Genomic DNA, 16,402 nt, shown 5'->3' on the forward strand with positions numbered 1-16,402 from the left:
CCGAGAGAGATCTGTTAAAAAATGGAAGAGTCGGAAAAGGATAGAGGGGCTGATCGGCACTTCATGAAATCTCCCGAACAGCGATCATGCTGGTTGAGGGCATCCCGACTAACAAGTCGGGAGGGTCGGGTGTTCGAATCCCTCAATTCCCACTTATGTAGCCTTAAGCGATTAAGGCTGTTTTTGTTTTATGGCCTTCTATTTTTATATTCTATTTTCGGCTTCTTCAGACCGGTACTACATCGGTCACACTTCCGACTCAATTCACTAAGTCTTTTGAAAAATTGCTCTAAACGAAGTTTGCAAGGTATTCTAGAACCTTTAAAATTACCCCCTTCCCCTAAAGGGGTGCCTAAGAAGTCCCCTTTAGGGGATTTAGGGGTGAAAATCGCTTAATGAGTTTGTTTTGCGCTTGCTTTCACGGACGTCATTAATTTTTTTAATATACTTTCGCTCGTTAGATCGTTATTAATGATCAAACCGAACAGTTGGGAAATTCACAGGTGGACACGGATAAATGTGGATTAATTAGCACCGAGTTTGAGGCTCAACTTAAGCATTCGTTGTCCGCATAGCTACTAGAGATGCTGGGATAATAAAAAATCCTCCTCTGTGAACACTGTCTTTTCAGCGGTAAAAACTTCTCAACTTTTCTTCCTGGAGAGGTGGTCAGAGTCTTGGTGCCTCCCTGATTTTTGAAGTCATTTTAGGTTTATAAGAAACCGTTAAAATAAATCCGTTTTCTCTTCGTCAATCTTTATGTAATTTTGCTGAAATTTTAATCATTAAATTAGATATGAAATATACTTTAGGGAAAATCTCATGCTTCTTTCTGAGTTTATTTTTGGTGCACACAGCAGTTGCTCAGGAAGCTAAGGAGAACAATCAAAGTGAATTTGGGGATTTCATGTACCGAAAGGGGAACATGTACCGTTCGGCTTCAGGCAAGCCCGGTCCCAATTACTGGCAAAATGAGGCGGATTACAAGATAGATGTAACGCTGAATGACGATGAGCATACCATTACCGGTAAAATCACCATTGACTATACCAATAATAGTCCGGAAGCACTTGACTTCGTTTGGATTTACCTGGAGCAAAACCGCTTTAAGGAAGATTCCAGAGGTACCCTGACCACGCCTATCCAAGGAAACCGTTATGTGGGGGATACAGATGGAGGATATGAGTTGGCCAATGTGTCTGCAGTGGTGGGCAAAAGGGGGACTGCATCGGACAGGCACCTTGTCAGTGATACGCGAATGCAGGTGTTCTTTGCTGAGCCTTTGCCCGCCAAAGGAGGTAAAGCAAGCATTTCCATGGATTTTTCCTATAAAGTGCCCGTAAAAGGTATGGACCGAATGGGCCGTTTGGATGTGGAGGAAGGAACCATCTATGCGATGGCACAGTGGTATCCACGGATGGCAGTATTTGATGACGTCAAAGGATGGAATGTAGAGCCTTATTTAGGGGCTGGCGAGTTTTATCTTGAATATGGGGATTTTGAATATTCGGTAACTGCACCAGCGGATCATATCGTCGTGGGATCAGGAGAACTGCTAAATCCTGCAGATGTCATGAGCAAGGAAATGCAGCGAAGAATGGATCAGGCCATGAAAAGTGATACCACGGTGTATATTCTAAAGCCTGAAGAGGTGAAGGACCTTTCCACGCGTTTGAAGCAGGATGGAACCTTGACCTGGAAGTTTAGGATCGAAAACTCCAGGGATGTGGCTTTTGCTTCTTCCCAAGCCTTTATCTGGGATGCCGCAAAGATCGATTTGCCCAGTGGGAAGACCATTTTGGCCCAGTCGGCTTATCCAAAGGAAAGTGATGGACAGGAGGCCTGGTCAAGGTCTACGGAATATAGTAAAGCTTCTATAGAGCATTATTCAGAAATGTGGTATGAATTTCCTTATGCCTCGGCTACCAACGTGGCGGCGGACATCGGAGGGATGGAGTATCCTGGGCTGAACTTCTGTTCCTACAAGAGTAAGGGGGAAGGCCTGTGGGGAGTGACGGACCATGAATTTGGACATAACTGGTTCCCGATGATTGTAGGTAATAATGAGCGTCTTTATCCTTGGATGGACGAAGGATTCAATACCTTTATCAACCATTACAGTACCTTGGCTTTCAATGATGGTGAATATCCTTCTGATCTGGACCATACCAGAAATTACCTTAGCTGGTTCAACAGTGAAACAAGAGAAGGCATAGATACCTATCCGGACGTGGTCAATGTGAACAACCTGGGGATGGTGGCTTATATGAAACCGGGTATTGGCCTGATCATGTTGAGGGAGTACATCTTAGGACATGAGCGTTTTGATAATGCATTTAAGTCCTATATTAAAACCTGGGCCTTCAAGCATCCTCAGCCTGCTGATTTCTTTAACCACATGGAAAATGTAGCTGGCGAAAACCTTAATTGGTTCTGGCAAAACTGGTTCTATGGAACAGGGAATGTGGATCTTTCTTTGGACGGTGTCTATCCTTATGGCGGCAATTATGTATTGGCCCTGTCCAATAGGGGAGAGGTTCCTATGCCGGTCTTGGTGGAAGTGACCTTTAAAGATGGTCAAAAAGAGCGGTTCACCTTGCCCGCAGAAATCTGGCAAAGAGGAAACAAGTGGAACCATCTGTATAAGACCGACAAAGAGGTAGAAAGCATAGAGATCGATCCGGATAAAGTATTGCCGGATGTTAATCTAAGCAATGACAAATGGCCTGCTTCCATTTACAAAGAAGAAGAGTAAGGTAAGGTTAAAATACCTATAGCTATAAACCAGTGTGGAAAGTGTTTCCGCACTGGTTTTTTTGTTTCAATTGTGTACTTGATAGGCTTTGATGGAGCTCTTCACTTAGCCTCTATGGTTTTTTAAAAAACATGAAGAATTGAAGGAGTTAAGAGCATGAAGAAAGCTTCTTCTCCCAGTGCCCGCCCTCTTAATTTTCCTTAAAGCCTTAATGGTTAAAAAAAGGATGAAGGATTGAAGGTGTTTAGAACATGAGGGAAGCTTTTTCTCCCAGTATCCGCCCTCTTAATTTTCCTTAATTCCTTAATGGTAAAAAAACATGAAGAATTTTTGTCCAATCAGCTTATAAGGACTTGTCTTGGGATGTAGGTACTGATTTTTGAAATAAAAGATGGTTCCAGGGCTTTACGTTTTTTCATTCTCAGCTAATCTTCTGTGTATTTACTGATCGGTAAATAATCTTCTAATTATAAAATTGGCCATAGTTGTTTGTTGAAAAATAATAGTGTAAAAAGTACATTTATTTTTTGCTTTAGTGCACAACATTCCTTTATATTCGAAATCTGAAATTAATAAGTGTATAAAGAACTTTTATTAATCATTTGTATATTAGTAGAAAGGATCTTTAAGAGCAGGGCCTTGCATGGCCTTCGGTACCTGATAGTTCAGGTTAGTGAGTTAGTACATTAAAGTTCTAAATATCAATAAACCCCATTAAATATGAAATTTGAAAATTTACACAGGTGTATGGCTGTGTTAGTTTTGCTGGGGGTATTCCTTTTCCAGCAAATCCTACCCTTAGGAGCAGCTCCTCTCGCTCAACCCTTATCATCAACATCTGATCTTTATTCCCAGCAGGCCGACATTACTGTAAAAGGAACTGTGGTGGATGGAGAGGGTATGCCCATACCCGGAGTCACCGTGTTGTTAAAAGGAACCACTTCCGGAGTAGCAACCGATTTGGACGGGGCATTTACCATAGATCTCCCTTCTTCCGAAAGCATTTTGGTTTTTTCCTACTTGGGATACGAGACCCAAGAAGTTACCGTGGGCAATCAGACCGCTATCCAAGTAACGCTAAGTGAAAACTTGAGTGATTTGGGTGAAGTAGTAGTAGTAGGATACGGTGTACAGAAAAAAGGGACGATCACGGGTGCTGTAGGCGAGGTGAAGTCAGAGGACCTGATCAAGACGCCTTCTGTCACCACTTCTGAAGCATTGGTCGGTAAGATCCAAGGGGTGACAGCCCGTCAGGGTGACGCGCGTCCTGGATCAAGTGCCAATTTACAGATCCGTAACATGGGGCAGCCCCTGTTTGTGATCGACGGTATTCCTTCGGATGCAGGACAGTTCAATAACCTTGGCCAAAACGATATCGAAAGCATAACAGTGCTAAAGGATGCCTCTGCGGCCATTTATGGTATGCGGGCGGCCAATGGGGTGGTTTTGGTGACCACCAAAAAAGGCAAGGCCAACCAAGAAGCGGAAATCAGCCTTTCGGGCTATTATGGATTGCAAAACTTTACCCGCTATCCCCAGCCGGCAAATGCTTACCAGTTCTTAAGGGCAAATGCTGAATCTGAAGTGAATTTGGGTGGTTCTCCTACCATCAGCCAGGATGAACTTCAAAAATGGCAGCAAGGCACTGAAAAAGGTTATAGAAGTTTTGACTACTATGACTTTATCATGAAGCCTAACGTTCCCCAATATTCCATCAATGGTAGTGCTGTAGGTGGATCTGAAAATACCAAGTACTATTTCTCACTTGGACATCTGAATCAGGATGCTTTGATAGACGATTACCTGTTTCAAAGAACCAACTTCCAGTCTAATATTGACATGACCTTGGCCGAAGGCCTGACTGTAGGGACGCAGCTGAGCGGTAGGATCGAAAATCGGGAACAGGTAGGTGTACCTGGATTGGACGATTATTTCAATCCTTTCCTGAGTATTTTTACCATGTGGCCTACAGAACGTCCCTACGCCAATGACAATCCTAATTACGTCAATGGGGATGTACACAATATCAATGTAAACCCGGCAACCTATACCAAAGAAGTGACGGGTTACGTGGATGAAATTTGGAGAGGGATAAAAGGAAACTTCTATGCCCAATATGAATTTGATTTTGGACTTTCGCTTAAGGGAACCTATTCCTATAATTATACCACCCTGGATTTTGATGGCTTTGAGTATACTTATGATGGCTATCGGTACGATGAGGCAACGGATACCTATGTTACCCGACCTGAATGGGGCAATCAAAACCCATGGAGGGAGAGAAGAAAAAGAAATACAGTAGATAGGGTAGGGCAGTTCCAGGTCAACTATGCCAAAAACTTTGGAGAGCATAATGTGGCAGCCATCGCCGGTTACGAGCGTTGGGATCAAAAGTCTCATTTTATGGTTGTGCATACGGTTCCACCGAACAATTATATTCCACTAATGTCTTTTGCCGATCAGGATTTATTGATTGATGATATTTATCAGGAGGCAAGAGAAGGATATTTGGCCAAGATCAACTATAACTTCAAAGAGAAGTATTTGTTGGAGCTTTTGGCCCGATATGATGGTTCATTTCTGTTTCCACCAGATGATCGCTTTGGCTTTTTCCCAGGAGTGTCCGCAGGCTGGAAAGTTTCTGATGAGGCCTTTATGGATAAGATCAAAGGGAATACGCTTAATGATCTGAAAATAAGGGTGTCCTACGGTCAGACAGGGAATGACCGATTCATTGGAAACAATGCCTTTATTGTGGCGCCTTTCAGCTATTATGCGGGATATAACTTTATTCCTACTGCAGGTGGCAGTGCCATTTTGGACGGGTCTTTCGTGCCCGGTGTAGATCCAAGAGGATTGCCCATCACGAATCTTTCTTGGATTACCAATACCAATTTTAACCTAGGAGTGGATGCTTATATGTTCAATAACAGGCTATTTCTGCAAGGAGATGTCTTCCAGCGAAAAAGAACAGGCCTCCCTGCCGGTAGATACGATGTACTGTTGCCTAACGAGGTGGGTTATGGTTTGCCTGCTGAAAACCTAGAATCAGATGCGCACAGAGGGGTAGAGGGTATCGCAACCTACACGGGTAAAGCCGGGGGAGTAAACTTTTCCCTCAGTGCCAACGGTACCATATCCAGATTGAAAATTATCGATCGATATAAGCCAAGATTCGGAAATTCCTTGAATGAATATAGAAGTGATTTGGAAGGAAGGTGGTCAAACATCAACTGGGGATACCAGGTAATCGGCCGCTTTGAAAGCGAGGAGCAAATAGAAAACTACCCCGTGGACATCGACGGATTGGGTAACAGAAATGTGCTTCCAGGAGACTTTATTTATAAAGATGTCAATGGTGATGGACTTATCAACGGTTTGGATGAAAGACCAATCGGGTATGCGGAAGGAGCCACTCCATATGTGAGCTTTGGGTTGAACGGTTCAGCCAGTTATAAGGGCTTTGAATTGTACTTCAGTTTTGCCGGAGCATCCATGCAGACCTTTACACGAAACTGGGAACTGAGGTATCCTTTCCAGAATAACGGTAACTCGCCGGACTTCATGTTTGAGGACAGATGGCATAGAGAAGATCTCTATAATGCAGACAGTGAATGGGTGTCGGGAACCTATCCCGCCATCAGAAGATTTGGTGCAGGTCACTTGTATAACCATAATGATTTCTGGCTGACCAATGTAAGGTATGTTAGACTGCGTAACCTGGAAATCGGTTATCGGGTACCTTCCTCCGTCCTGGAACGATATGGTCTGAGTGCCCTGAGGTTGTATGCCAACGGTACCAACCTGTTCTCCATTGACAATGTCAAAGAATTTGGCGTGGATCCCGAAATCGGCTCTCCTAATGGGCTGGTGTATCCTCAGCAACGACTGTTCAACTTTGGCTTTAGTCTAACCTTTTAAACCCCGAAATGATGAAATTATTGAAGATAAATATATTGGCTTTCGTGCTGATCGGTTTTGTTTTCTCTTCATGTGAAACTGATTGGTTGGACAGGGAGCCCCCAAACATCCTATTGGATGAGCAAGTATGGAATGACCCCAAACTGATTACCGGTGTGCTTTCCAATTATTATGACAGGTTGCCTAGCCATACCACAACCACGGGCGGTTGGCCTGATTTTGCCGCCTATGACGAGGCGATGTGGTCAGGATATTCCGGCAACGACTGGTTAAATAATCTTCCGACCTATGATTTCGGAAGATGGGGACTGTGGGATTACGGGTTTATCCGTGACATCAACCTGGCCATTGACAAGCTTCAGAACGTGTCCGAACTATCGGACGAAGTCAAGACCCAGTTTATCAGCGAACTTCGCTTTATCAGGGCCTATGTGTACTTCGAGCACGTCAAGCGCATGGGAGGCGTACCGATTATTACCGAGCAGTTGATTTACGATTTCAGTGGGGATCCTTCTTACCTACAATTCCCTAGGAACAAGGAGGAAGAAGTATACGATTTTGTGATCAGCGAGATGGAGGAAATCATTCCTACCATAGAAAATAATGGCAGCCAGACACGGGCCAACAGGTTTACCGCTTTGGCCATTGTATCAAGAGCAGCGCTTTATGCCGGTTCCCTGGCCAAATACAATGGACTGATGGCCTCTCCTATTACCCTTGCCGGCGGTGAAGTGGGGATCAGCCCTAGCCGTGCAAACGAGTATTTTACCAAGTCCTTGGAAGCTTCCAGAGAGATTCTTCAGCAGGGAGGTTACAGTTTGTATAATACCAATCCAGATTTAGGAGAGAATTTCTACGAGGCTATTATCAATAAGAACGGAAACACGGAGGTCATCTGGGCACAGGATTTTCTTTCCTCTGCGGATAAACGTCATGGCTTCACTTACGACAATATCGCAAGGTCAGTGAGGGAAGATAACTTAGGCTCTTCCGCCATCACCCCATCTTTGAATTTGGTAGAGGATTTCGAGTACCTGGACGGAAGCTCAGGAGAGCTGAGGACGAGAACAGCCGATGGGACGGACTATGTCTATTATGACAATGTAGAGGATGTTTTTGCCAACAAGGATGCCCGGCTTTATGGTACTGTGATTTACCCTGGAGCTGACTTTAGGGGACAGGAGGTATTTATGCAGGCTGGAGTGGCCGTATGGAATGGCAACGCTTACGATTTGGTGGAGTCCAATGGTCTAGGTACCAGTTATGAGGACGGCGGGGTCTTGACCGCAGCAGGAGGGCCTCATCGATCCATCCAGGAAGTTTCCAATACGGGATTTTATTTGAGGAAATACATCGATAATGCTGTCGGGGCGAGTACCCGGGGAATCAGAAGTGAAGTTTGGTGGGTGAGAATAAGGCTGGCAGAGATTTATCTTAATGCCGCCGAAGCCGCTTACGAGCTTGGTGAATCCGCCGAGGCACTTGGGTATATCAATAGGCTAAGGGAAAGGGCTGGCTTTGGTGCCAATAGCCTTGCCAGTATTGATATGGAAAAAATCAGGCACGAGCGAAGAGTGGAGCTGGCTTTTGAAGACCATATAGTATGGGATTATAAGCGCTGGAGAGTGGCCCATGAAAAGTGGAATGGAAGCACGAGTAACCCCGAGAGTATGGTCTATAGCCTTTATCCTTATAGGGTGGTAAGACCGGGAAGCCCCAATGACGGAAAGTATATTTTCGTGAAGTCTGTGGCCCCGAGGTTCAGGGCTCCTCGATTCTTCCAAATGGGGAATTATTACTCGCTTATCGGTCAAAACCTGATCGATGCCAACCCTAAACTTGTAAGAAACCCGTTCCATTAAACCCTAGAAATTATGAAATTGAATATAATAATAAAATCATGCCTTCTTTTGATTTTAGGTTTGGCAGCGGTAAGCTGTGAATACGACAATTTCGAAGAGCCTAAATCAACTTTGAGTGGAAGAATAGTGTATCAAGGAGAGCCCTTGGGTCTGCGGAGCCAGGGGGTGCAGCTGGAGCTTTGGCAACACGGTTACGACCTGTTCCAAAAAATACCGGTACACGTGGCGCAGGACGGGACCTTTTCGGCGGTGCTGTTTGATGGCGACTATAAGCTGACCTTGCTTAGGGGTAACGGTCCCTGGATGGACAATACAGATTCCTTGGACGTGCAGCTGAGAGGTTCCCAGATGATTGATGTGGAAGTGGAGCCTTATTATACACTGTCAGCACCCAGTTATTCTGTAAACGGAAACACCATGACCGTGAATTTTACCGTGAATGGTATCCATACTGACCGGAATTTGGAGTTTGCCAGTATTTATATGGGCAGGACTTCCCTGACGGATGCTTTAAGAAATGAAGGGGCTGCCACCGTGCAAGCGGCCAATATCACTTTGGGTACCCCTATGAGCATAGATGTGGAAATCCCTGCGGGCTTAGCAGGAAGAAGTGACATTTATGTCCGTGTGGGAGTCAAAACTGCCGGTGTTCAAGAGCAACTGTATTCCCAAGTGGAAAATGTTTCCCTTTAGGAAATTCATACTAAATGTAACCTGTTAACCTAATAGATCCGACTGCCCGCCTTTGGCGGGCGGCCGGATTTTTCTTTAAAAGCTGTTTTCATGAAAAAATCTACTTGGCTACTGCTCTTTTGTCTATGCTTACTTTCGGGACTTAAGGCACAGACCATATCTGTCCATGATCCCGTCATGGCGAAAGAGGGCGGTACTTATTATCTTTTTAGTACCGGTAGGGGAATAGCCGTATGGTCTTCTGATGATATGGAAAACTGGGAAAGGGAAGAGCCGGTATTTGCAGAGGCCCCTGCTTGGGCCAAAGAAGTGGTCCCGGATTTTAAAAACCATATCTGGGCTCCTGATATTTCCTATCATAATGGCCGGTATTATCTCTATTATTCCATTTCTACCTTCGCGAAGAATACTTCGGCCATAGGTGTGGCCACCAACAAGACCTTGGATCCTGATTCCGCGGATTTCAAGTGGACAGACCATGGGATAGTTGTGGAAAGCGTGCCCGGCAGGGATTTGTGGAATGCCATCGATCCCAATATCATTACGGATGAGCAGGGAAATAAATGGATGGCCTTTGGCTCTTTTTGGGCTGGTTTAAAGCTGGTAAGGCTTTCGGAAGATTTGCTTTCAGTAAAAAATGGAGCAGAAGACTGGTATACGATTACGAGAAGGCCAAGGACATTTGCGCTGGACGAAAGAGATCCGGGGGATGCTGCAGTGGAAGCTCCTTTTATCTTCAAAAAGGACGGCTATTATTACCTTTTTGTCTCTTTTGATCTGTGCTGCAGAGGAGAAAATAGCACCTATAAAATGATGGTAGGGAGGTCAAAAGACCTGCAAGGTCCTTATGTGGACAAGGAAGGAAAAAGCTTATATCAAGGAGGAGGAACCTTGGTGCTTGAGGGGAATGAAGATTGGTATGGAGTGGGGCATAATGCGGCATATACTTTTGATGGGCTGGATTATTTGGTTTTTCACGGCTACGAGGCCAAGGAAAATGGCACGCCTAGGCTGTTTGTCCGTGAGATAGATTGGGATGATGAAGGCTGGCCAAAAGTAACACTGCAGTAAGATGGGCAGAATTATCTTAAGCTATTTCAAACTTTCCTTGGCCATTGTAGGGCTGCTATTTGCCTGTACGGTTGATCCAGAGGACCCTGATGGGGGAGGAGATGTGACCGGTAAAGACCAGGATTTTCAACTGACAGCTATCAAAGATGCCTACGCTTCCATTTCTTCATTCAGTCAATCCTCGAAGTGGGGACCTTATAATGTTCATGATCCTTCCATCATCAAGGTCGGAGAATGGTACTACAGTTACAGTACGGATGTGGCTTATGGCCAGCCTTTGGTTAGGGTAGGTATACAAGTAAGAAAATCCAAAGATCTTGTCCAATGGGAGTTTGTGGGATGGGCCTACGATGGTCGACCACAACAGGCTGTTAATTATATCAGATCGTTCGGTGCGGAGCCATTCGAAAACCTATGGGCTCCCTATATTATAAAGGTGGACGATGGTTTTCGGCTGTACTATTCCCTTTCATCTCCAGTACACAAACTGAGTGCAATAGGTCTTTTGGCATCCTCCTCTCCCGAAGGGCCATGGCAACAGGCCGGTTTGGCGGTTACCTCCAATACCGACATTCCCATGACCAATGCCATCGATCCGGCCGTGCAGGTGGACCAAAATGGCAGGCACTGGATGTATTATGGCTCGGCCTATGACGGGATTTATGTAGTGGAGCTTGATCCGAATACAGGCTTGGCAAAAACGGCAGGAGACAAAGGAAAAAGGATTGCACAGCGGGCTTTTTCAGGTGGGGTAATTCATGGGAACATAGAAGCCCCAGAGGTCATCTTTAATGAAAAAACGGGCTATTATTACCTGTTCCTTTCTTATGATTGGTTGGAAAGCAAGTATAATATCCGTGTTGGACGATCGAGAAATCCGGAAGGTCCCATTATGGATTTTCATGGGAATGATATGAACGGCGAACAGGATAATGGACCAATGATAGTAGCTCCCTATCAATTTCAAGGTCATGGAGGATGGCAGGGAACAGGGCACAATGCAGTGTTTAGAGGAGGAGAGAATTATTTCATAGCCCATCAGGGCAGGCCCAGTACAGACAGGTTTTTTATGATCATGCATGTCCGCAAGCTTTACTGGACAGAAGAGGGCTGGCCGGTGGCTTCTCCACAGCGATATGCTGCTATAGAACAAAAGGGAGTGGCCAAAGAGGATTTGGTCGGTACTTGGGAACAGATCGTCTTAGGGTACAGGGTAGTTCCTGGTTTTGCTGAGGAGCAAAGTTCACCGGACCATCAAGTATCGTATTATCTCAATCTAAACCAAGACGGAAGCATAGATGGCAATCCGGAGAACGAATGGTCTTATGACGGTTCTTGGATGACTTTAAATTACGGAAAGGGTATTTTTATAGACAAAGTAAGGGTGTTTCAAGGCTATGACTGGGAAAACCATCGGGAAACCTTGCTTTATAGCGGTTTGAACAACGAAGGGACGGCCATATGGGGAAAAAAGAAATGAGGTAAGATCATTAAACAATATGGTGTGGGTAAGTAATGGTCTCAAAAAGGTGTCCACAAATTTTCACGAATTTCTTTATAGAGTGATTCTAGCATAAAGAAAGAGAATTGATGAAATTATAACTGTAGTCCTGTGATATTTAGATAGATAAACCATTTGATAAAATGAGGAAAACAATAAATCGCCTAATTATAGCTGCTTTTTTTACCATGTCCGGGCAAAGTGTGTTTGCCCAGCAAAATGGCAATGGCCCATCAATCCAATTGTTTGATCTCAATCAGGTCAAGCTTTCTCCGAGTCCTTTTCTAAATGCCCAGCAGGTGGATAGGGATTATATCCTGGAGATGGATGTGGACCGGTTGTTGGCTCCCTATATGTTGGAGGCGGGCATTGGTTGGCCGGCCGAGCGGTATGGGAATTGGGAAAATACGGGGCTTGATGGACATATCGGGGGACATTATCTGTCTGCTTTGTCCATGATGTATGCCAGTACAGGGGATCAGGAAATGAAGCTCAGGATGGACTATATGGTGGAGCAGTTGGCCATTGCCCAGAAGAAAAACGGAAACGGATATGTGGGAGGGATTCCGGGTGGCATGGCCATGTGGGAAGAAGTTGGAAAAGGGCAGATTGACGCGGGAGGTTTTTCGCTCAACCAAAAGTGGGTGCCCCTGTACAATATCCATAAAATCTATGCAGGCTTGCGTGACGCCTTTGAAATTGGCGGGAATGAGCAGGCAAAGGAGGTTTTGGTCGAATTAAGCGATTGGTTTTATGAACTGACCAAAGACCTTTCCGAGGAGCAGTTCCAAAGAATGTTGATCAGTGAGCATGGGGGAATGAACGAAGTTTTTGCCGATGTGGCAGCGATTACAGGGGATAAAAAATACCTTGAGCTGGCAGAGAAAATGTCCCATCAGGTGCTTTTGCAGCCATTGGCACAGGGAAATGACCAACTGACCGGTATGCATGCCAATACCCAAATCCCAAAGGTGATCGGTTTTCAGCGGATCGCCCAAGAAGCGGATTTGCCGGAATATGAAAAGGCAGCAGATTTCTTTTGGCGTACAGTAGCGGAAAACAGGTCCGTGGCGATTGGAGGAAATAGTGTGAGAGAGCATTTTCATCCGGAGGACGATTTTTCATCCATGTTATCTTCCAATCAGGGGCCTGAAACCTGCAATACCTATAATATGCTCAGGTTGAGTGAGGACCTGTTTGTTTCCAAACCTGAGGCAGCCTTTGTCGATTTTTATGAGAGGGGATTGTATAATCATATACTGTCCAGCCAGCACCCCAGCAAAGGGGGCTTTGTGTATTTTACTCCGATGCGCCCCGGGCACTACCGGGTATATTCCCAGCCGCATGAGGGCTTCTGGTGCTGTGTAGGTTCCGGGCTGGAAAACCATGCCAAGTACGGTGAGTTCATCTATGCCAATAGCAATGATGCCCTCTATATCAATTTGTTTATCCCTTCAGTACTAAACTGGAAAGAAAAAGGGCTGGTGCTCCAACAGGAAACGGACTTTCCGCAAGAGGAGAAAAGCACTTTTACCTTTAAGCTGAAAAAGGCCAAGAAATTTGCAGTAAAACTCCGATACCCATCCTGGGTGGCTGAGGGGGCACTAGAGGTTAAGGTCAATGGAAAGCCTATAGCGGTAGATGCAAAGCCATCTTCCTATCAGACCATAGCCAGGAAATGGAAAGACGGGGATAGGCTTACGGTAAGCCTTCCTATGGATGTGAAATGGGAACCCTTGCCGGACGGTTCCAATTGGGGAGCATTTGTTTATGGTCCGATCGTTTTGGCCTCGGAAGGGGGGCAGGAAAATATGCCCGGTTTATTTGCTGATGACAGTAGGATGGGCCATGTGGCTTCCGGAAAGATGGTGCCGCTTTCAGAGGTGCCTATGCTGGTCACAGATGAAAAAGCCCCTGAAACCATGCTCAGCAGGGAGGAGAAGCCCTTACGTTTTTCTCTTGCTGCCAGTACTTCTTCCGATAAGAAGAAAGGGTTTGAACTGAAACCTTTTTATGAAATCCATGAGGCCAGGTATCAAATGTATTGGCCTTTGACATCTCCTGATAAGCTGGAAGAAACCAAAGCTGCAATAAGCAAAAAGGATGAGGTGATGTTGGCATTGGAGCGGAAAACCGTAGACCAGATAGCCACCGGAGAGCAACAACCCGAGTCGGACCATTTCTTCAAAGGGCAACAGACGGTCTCGGGAAATCAGGATGGCTATTTTTGGAGAAGCAGTACCGCTTGGTTCAGCTATGAGCTGAAGAACAAGGAGCACTTGGCCAGAAAGCTGAGAATTACCTATCCTGCTAAAGTCGAGGGGCAGCTTTTCGATATCTATATCAATGGCCAGCTTTTCCAAGAAGTCCAGCTGGAAAGCAAAGAAGGAAGCAGCCAGGAAATGGATTATCCATTGCCCGAATCCCTTCAGCAGGAGGAAAAGTTGGTTGTGGAATTCCGGGCAAAAGACGGCCAGGCTACTGAAAGGATCTACTATGTCCGGCTAATGAAATAGTCAACTGGTCAGCTGGTCAGGATTTCAGCTAGTCGGGATTTGTAATCCCGACTTATGATAAGTAGGATGTGTAATCCATTTCATGATTAAGTAAGAAACAATAGCTTAAAACTTATAACTCTATACTCATGACTAAAGAAACCATGAAAAAAATAACCTTGTTTTTTTGCCTGCTCCTTGGTTGCATGGCCTGCTCCAAAGAGGCAGATATGACCTTGACATCTCCCGATGGGCAGTTGGCCTTGGAGGTGAAATTGGATGAAGGAAAAATCCTTTATCATTTAAGCAGAAAAGGGCAGGAAGTGCTGGAATGGTCCCAGCTTGGTGTAGTGATGGACAAAGCTGATTTTTACCAGGGGCTTAACCTAAAGGAAGTTTCTGATGCCAAGGAGGTGAGGGATCAGTATACTTTGTTGCATGGAAAGAAGAAGGAAATAGCGTATCAGGCCCATGAGAAACTCTATAGTTTTCAAAATGCCGATGGGCAGTTGATGAGCATTGCTTTCAGGTTATCCAATGACGGACTTGGTTTCCAGTATCAGTTTGAAGGAGAAGAAGTGTATACGATTGAAGAGGAAAAAACCACCTATAATTTTCCTGAAGCAGCCAAAGCCTGGATGCAGCCGATTGCAGAGGTCAATACGGGCTGGGAAGGCAGTAATCCTTCCTATGAGGAAGAATATCAGATGGCTGTCCCAGTAGGTACTCCTTCCCCAATCTCTTCGGGTTGGGTTTATCCGGCTCTGTTCCAGAGCAATGGGACTTGGGTTTTGATTTCGGAAGCAGGACTGGGAAGTGATTATTGTGCTACCCGTCTACATGCCGCATCTCCTGAAGGAGAATATAGTGTTTCCTTTCCTGGCCCTGAGGAAGTATTCCCTGGAGGACCTGCCAAGCCAACAAGTGCTTTACCTTGGAAGTCGCCATGGAGGGTTCTGGCTGTTGGGGAATTGGGAACTGTCGTGGAATCCACCCTTGGCACAGATCTTGCCAAACCTCAAATTTCCATGGATGCTGGATTTGTAGAAGCAGGGCAGGCCGCTTGGAGCTGGGCCTTGGGAAAAGATGGGTCCATAACTTATGACATTCAAAAGTCCCATATCGATTTTGCTGCAGAGATGGATTACGAACATTGCCTGATTGATGTCAACTGGGATACGACCATTGGATATGATAAAATAGGGGAGTTGGTGGAGTATGCTTCAAAAAAAGGGGTGAAGGTACATTTATGGTACAATTCGGCGGGTTCCTGGAATACCACGCCTTACCATCCCCGTAACCTGTTGCTGGAGGATGAAGGGCGCTTGGCGGAATTACAGCGCATCAAAGAAATGGGGGTAGCGGGCGTGAAAATTGACTTTTTTGGCGGTGATGGCCAGTCGATGATAGGATATTATCACGATATTCTAAATGATGCCGCCAAGGTAGGCCTGATGGTGAATTTTCACGGGACCACCCTTCCTAGGGGCTGGCAAAGGACTTATCCGCATTTGATGACCATGGAATCCGTCAAAGGTTTCGAAATGATCACCTTTGAGCAGGCCTTTGCTGACAGGGCACCACAACATTGCCTGATGCTTCCTTTTACAAGGAACGTCTTTGATCCTATGGACTTTACACCAATGTCACTGGACAGGATACCGAATATTGACCGGGCCACCTCCAAAGCTTTTGAGCTTGCGTTGACGGTTATTTTTGAGTCGGGCATCCAGCATTTGGCCGAATCACCGGAAGGAATGGCCAAGCAACCGGAAGAGATCAAGGACTTCTTGAGAGGCTTGCCGGATACCTGGGAAGATACCAGGTTTGTAGAGGGGTATCCAGGTGAATATGTCCTCATGGCCAGAAAGGGCCCTCAATCCTGGTATGTGGCAGGGATCAATGCTTCTGCTTCCGAAAAATCCATGAAACTGGAGGACTTATCCTTTGATACGGGAGCAGAAGAATGGTTGCTAATACAGGATAATGCGGATAAAGATGGTTTTGAGGTGAAAAAGATCGCGCACAAAAGCGGTGAGGAGATAAAATTACCGGTAAATGGTGGCTTTATTCTTTTTCAATTGAAATAAAAAATGTAATTTAG

At 45.4% G+C, this 16,402-nt stretch carries 8 protein-coding genes; all 8 read left to right on the forward strand.

Annotation, left to right across the window (positions count from 1 at the left end):
- The first annotated feature begins 796 nt into the window (after window positions 1-796).
- The 8 genes from ACYVAA_RS16650 to ACYVAA_RS16685 all read left to right on the forward strand — a co-directional run bounded on the left by ACYVAA_RS16650 (window position 797) and on the right by ACYVAA_RS16685 (window position 16,388).
- A complete protein-coding gene (locus ACYVAA_RS16650) occupies window positions 797-2,755 on the forward strand; it encodes a M1 family metallopeptidase (protein ID WP_460543815.1) in 1,959 nt (652 codons plus the stop codon).
- Window positions 2,756-3,502: 747 nt separating this feature from the next.
- Window positions 3,503-6,676 (forward strand): SusC/RagA family TonB-linked outer membrane protein, encoded by a 3,174-nt coding sequence (locus ACYVAA_RS16655; protein ID WP_460543819.1) that lies wholly within the window; start codon window positions 3,503-3,505, stop codon window positions 6,674-6,676.
- Window positions 6,677-6,687: 11 nt separating this feature from the next.
- Entirely contained in the window at window positions 6,688-8,538 is a 1,851-nt protein-coding gene (locus tag ACYVAA_RS16660) for a RagB/SusD family nutrient uptake outer membrane protein (protein WP_460543851.1), read from the forward strand.
- Window positions 8,539-8,550: 12 nt separating this feature from the next.
- Entirely contained in the window at window positions 8,551-9,231 is a 681-nt protein-coding gene (locus tag ACYVAA_RS16665; protein ID WP_460543821.1) for a DUF3823 domain-containing protein, read from the forward strand.
- A gap of 90 nt (window positions 9,232-9,321) precedes the next feature.
- Window positions 9,322-10,302 carry a family 43 glycosylhydrolase gene (locus tag ACYVAA_RS16670; RefSeq protein WP_460543822.1) on the forward strand — a complete coding sequence of 327 codons (981 nt, stop codon included), beginning with the start codon at window positions 9,322-9,324 and terminating at the stop codon, window positions 10,300-10,302.
- A gap of 1 nt (window position 10,303) precedes the next feature.
- Window positions 10,304-11,782, forward strand: a complete 1,479-nt coding sequence (locus ACYVAA_RS16675) for an arabinan endo-1,5-alpha-L-arabinosidase (protein ID WP_460543824.1) — start codon at window positions 10,304-10,306, stop codon at window positions 11,780-11,782.
- Between the two features lie 164 nt (window positions 11,783-11,946).
- Entirely contained in the window at window positions 11,947-14,319 is a 2,373-nt protein-coding gene (locus ACYVAA_RS16680; RefSeq protein WP_460543826.1) for a beta-L-arabinofuranosidase domain-containing protein, read from the forward strand.
- A 143-nt stretch (window positions 14,320-14,462) separates the two neighbouring features.
- Window positions 14,463-16,388 (forward strand): glycoside hydrolase family 97 protein, encoded by a 1,926-nt coding sequence (locus ACYVAA_RS16685; protein ID WP_460543828.1) that lies wholly within the window; start codon window positions 14,463-14,465, stop codon window positions 16,386-16,388.
- The last annotated feature ends 14 nt before the right edge of the window (window positions 16,389-16,402 follow it).

It is taken from the genome of Echinicola sediminis, assembly GCF_054777495.1.

Excerpts from the sequence above, each read along its gene's own strand:
- ACYVAA_RS16650 (WP_460543815.1), top strand. The coding sequence starts at position 797 with ATGAAATATACTTTAGGGAAAATCTCATGCTTCTTTCTGAGTTTATTT.
- ACYVAA_RS16655 (WP_460543819.1), top strand. The coding sequence starts at position 3,503 with ATGGCTGTGTTAGTTTTGCTGGGGGTATTCCTTTTCCAGCAAATCCTA.
- ACYVAA_RS16660 (WP_460543851.1), top strand. The coding sequence starts at position 6,688 with ATGAAATTATTGAAGATAAATATATTGGCTTTCGTGCTGATCGGTTTT.
- ACYVAA_RS16665 (WP_460543821.1), top strand. The coding sequence starts at position 8,551 with ATGAAATTGAATATAATAATAAAATCATGCCTTCTTTTGATTTTAGGT.
- ACYVAA_RS16670 (WP_460543822.1), top strand. The coding sequence starts at position 9,322 with ATGAAAAAATCTACTTGGCTACTGCTCTTTTGTCTATGCTTACTTTCG.
- ACYVAA_RS16675 (WP_460543824.1), top strand. The coding sequence starts at position 10,304 with ATGGGCAGAATTATCTTAAGCTATTTCAAACTTTCCTTGGCCATTGTA.
- ACYVAA_RS16680 (WP_460543826.1), top strand. The coding sequence starts at position 11,947 with ATGAGGAAAACAATAAATCGCCTAATTATAGCTGCTTTTTTTACCATG.
- ACYVAA_RS16685 (WP_460543828.1), top strand. The coding sequence starts at position 14,463 with ATGAAAAAAATAACCTTGTTTTTTTGCCTGCTCCTTGGTTGCATGGCC.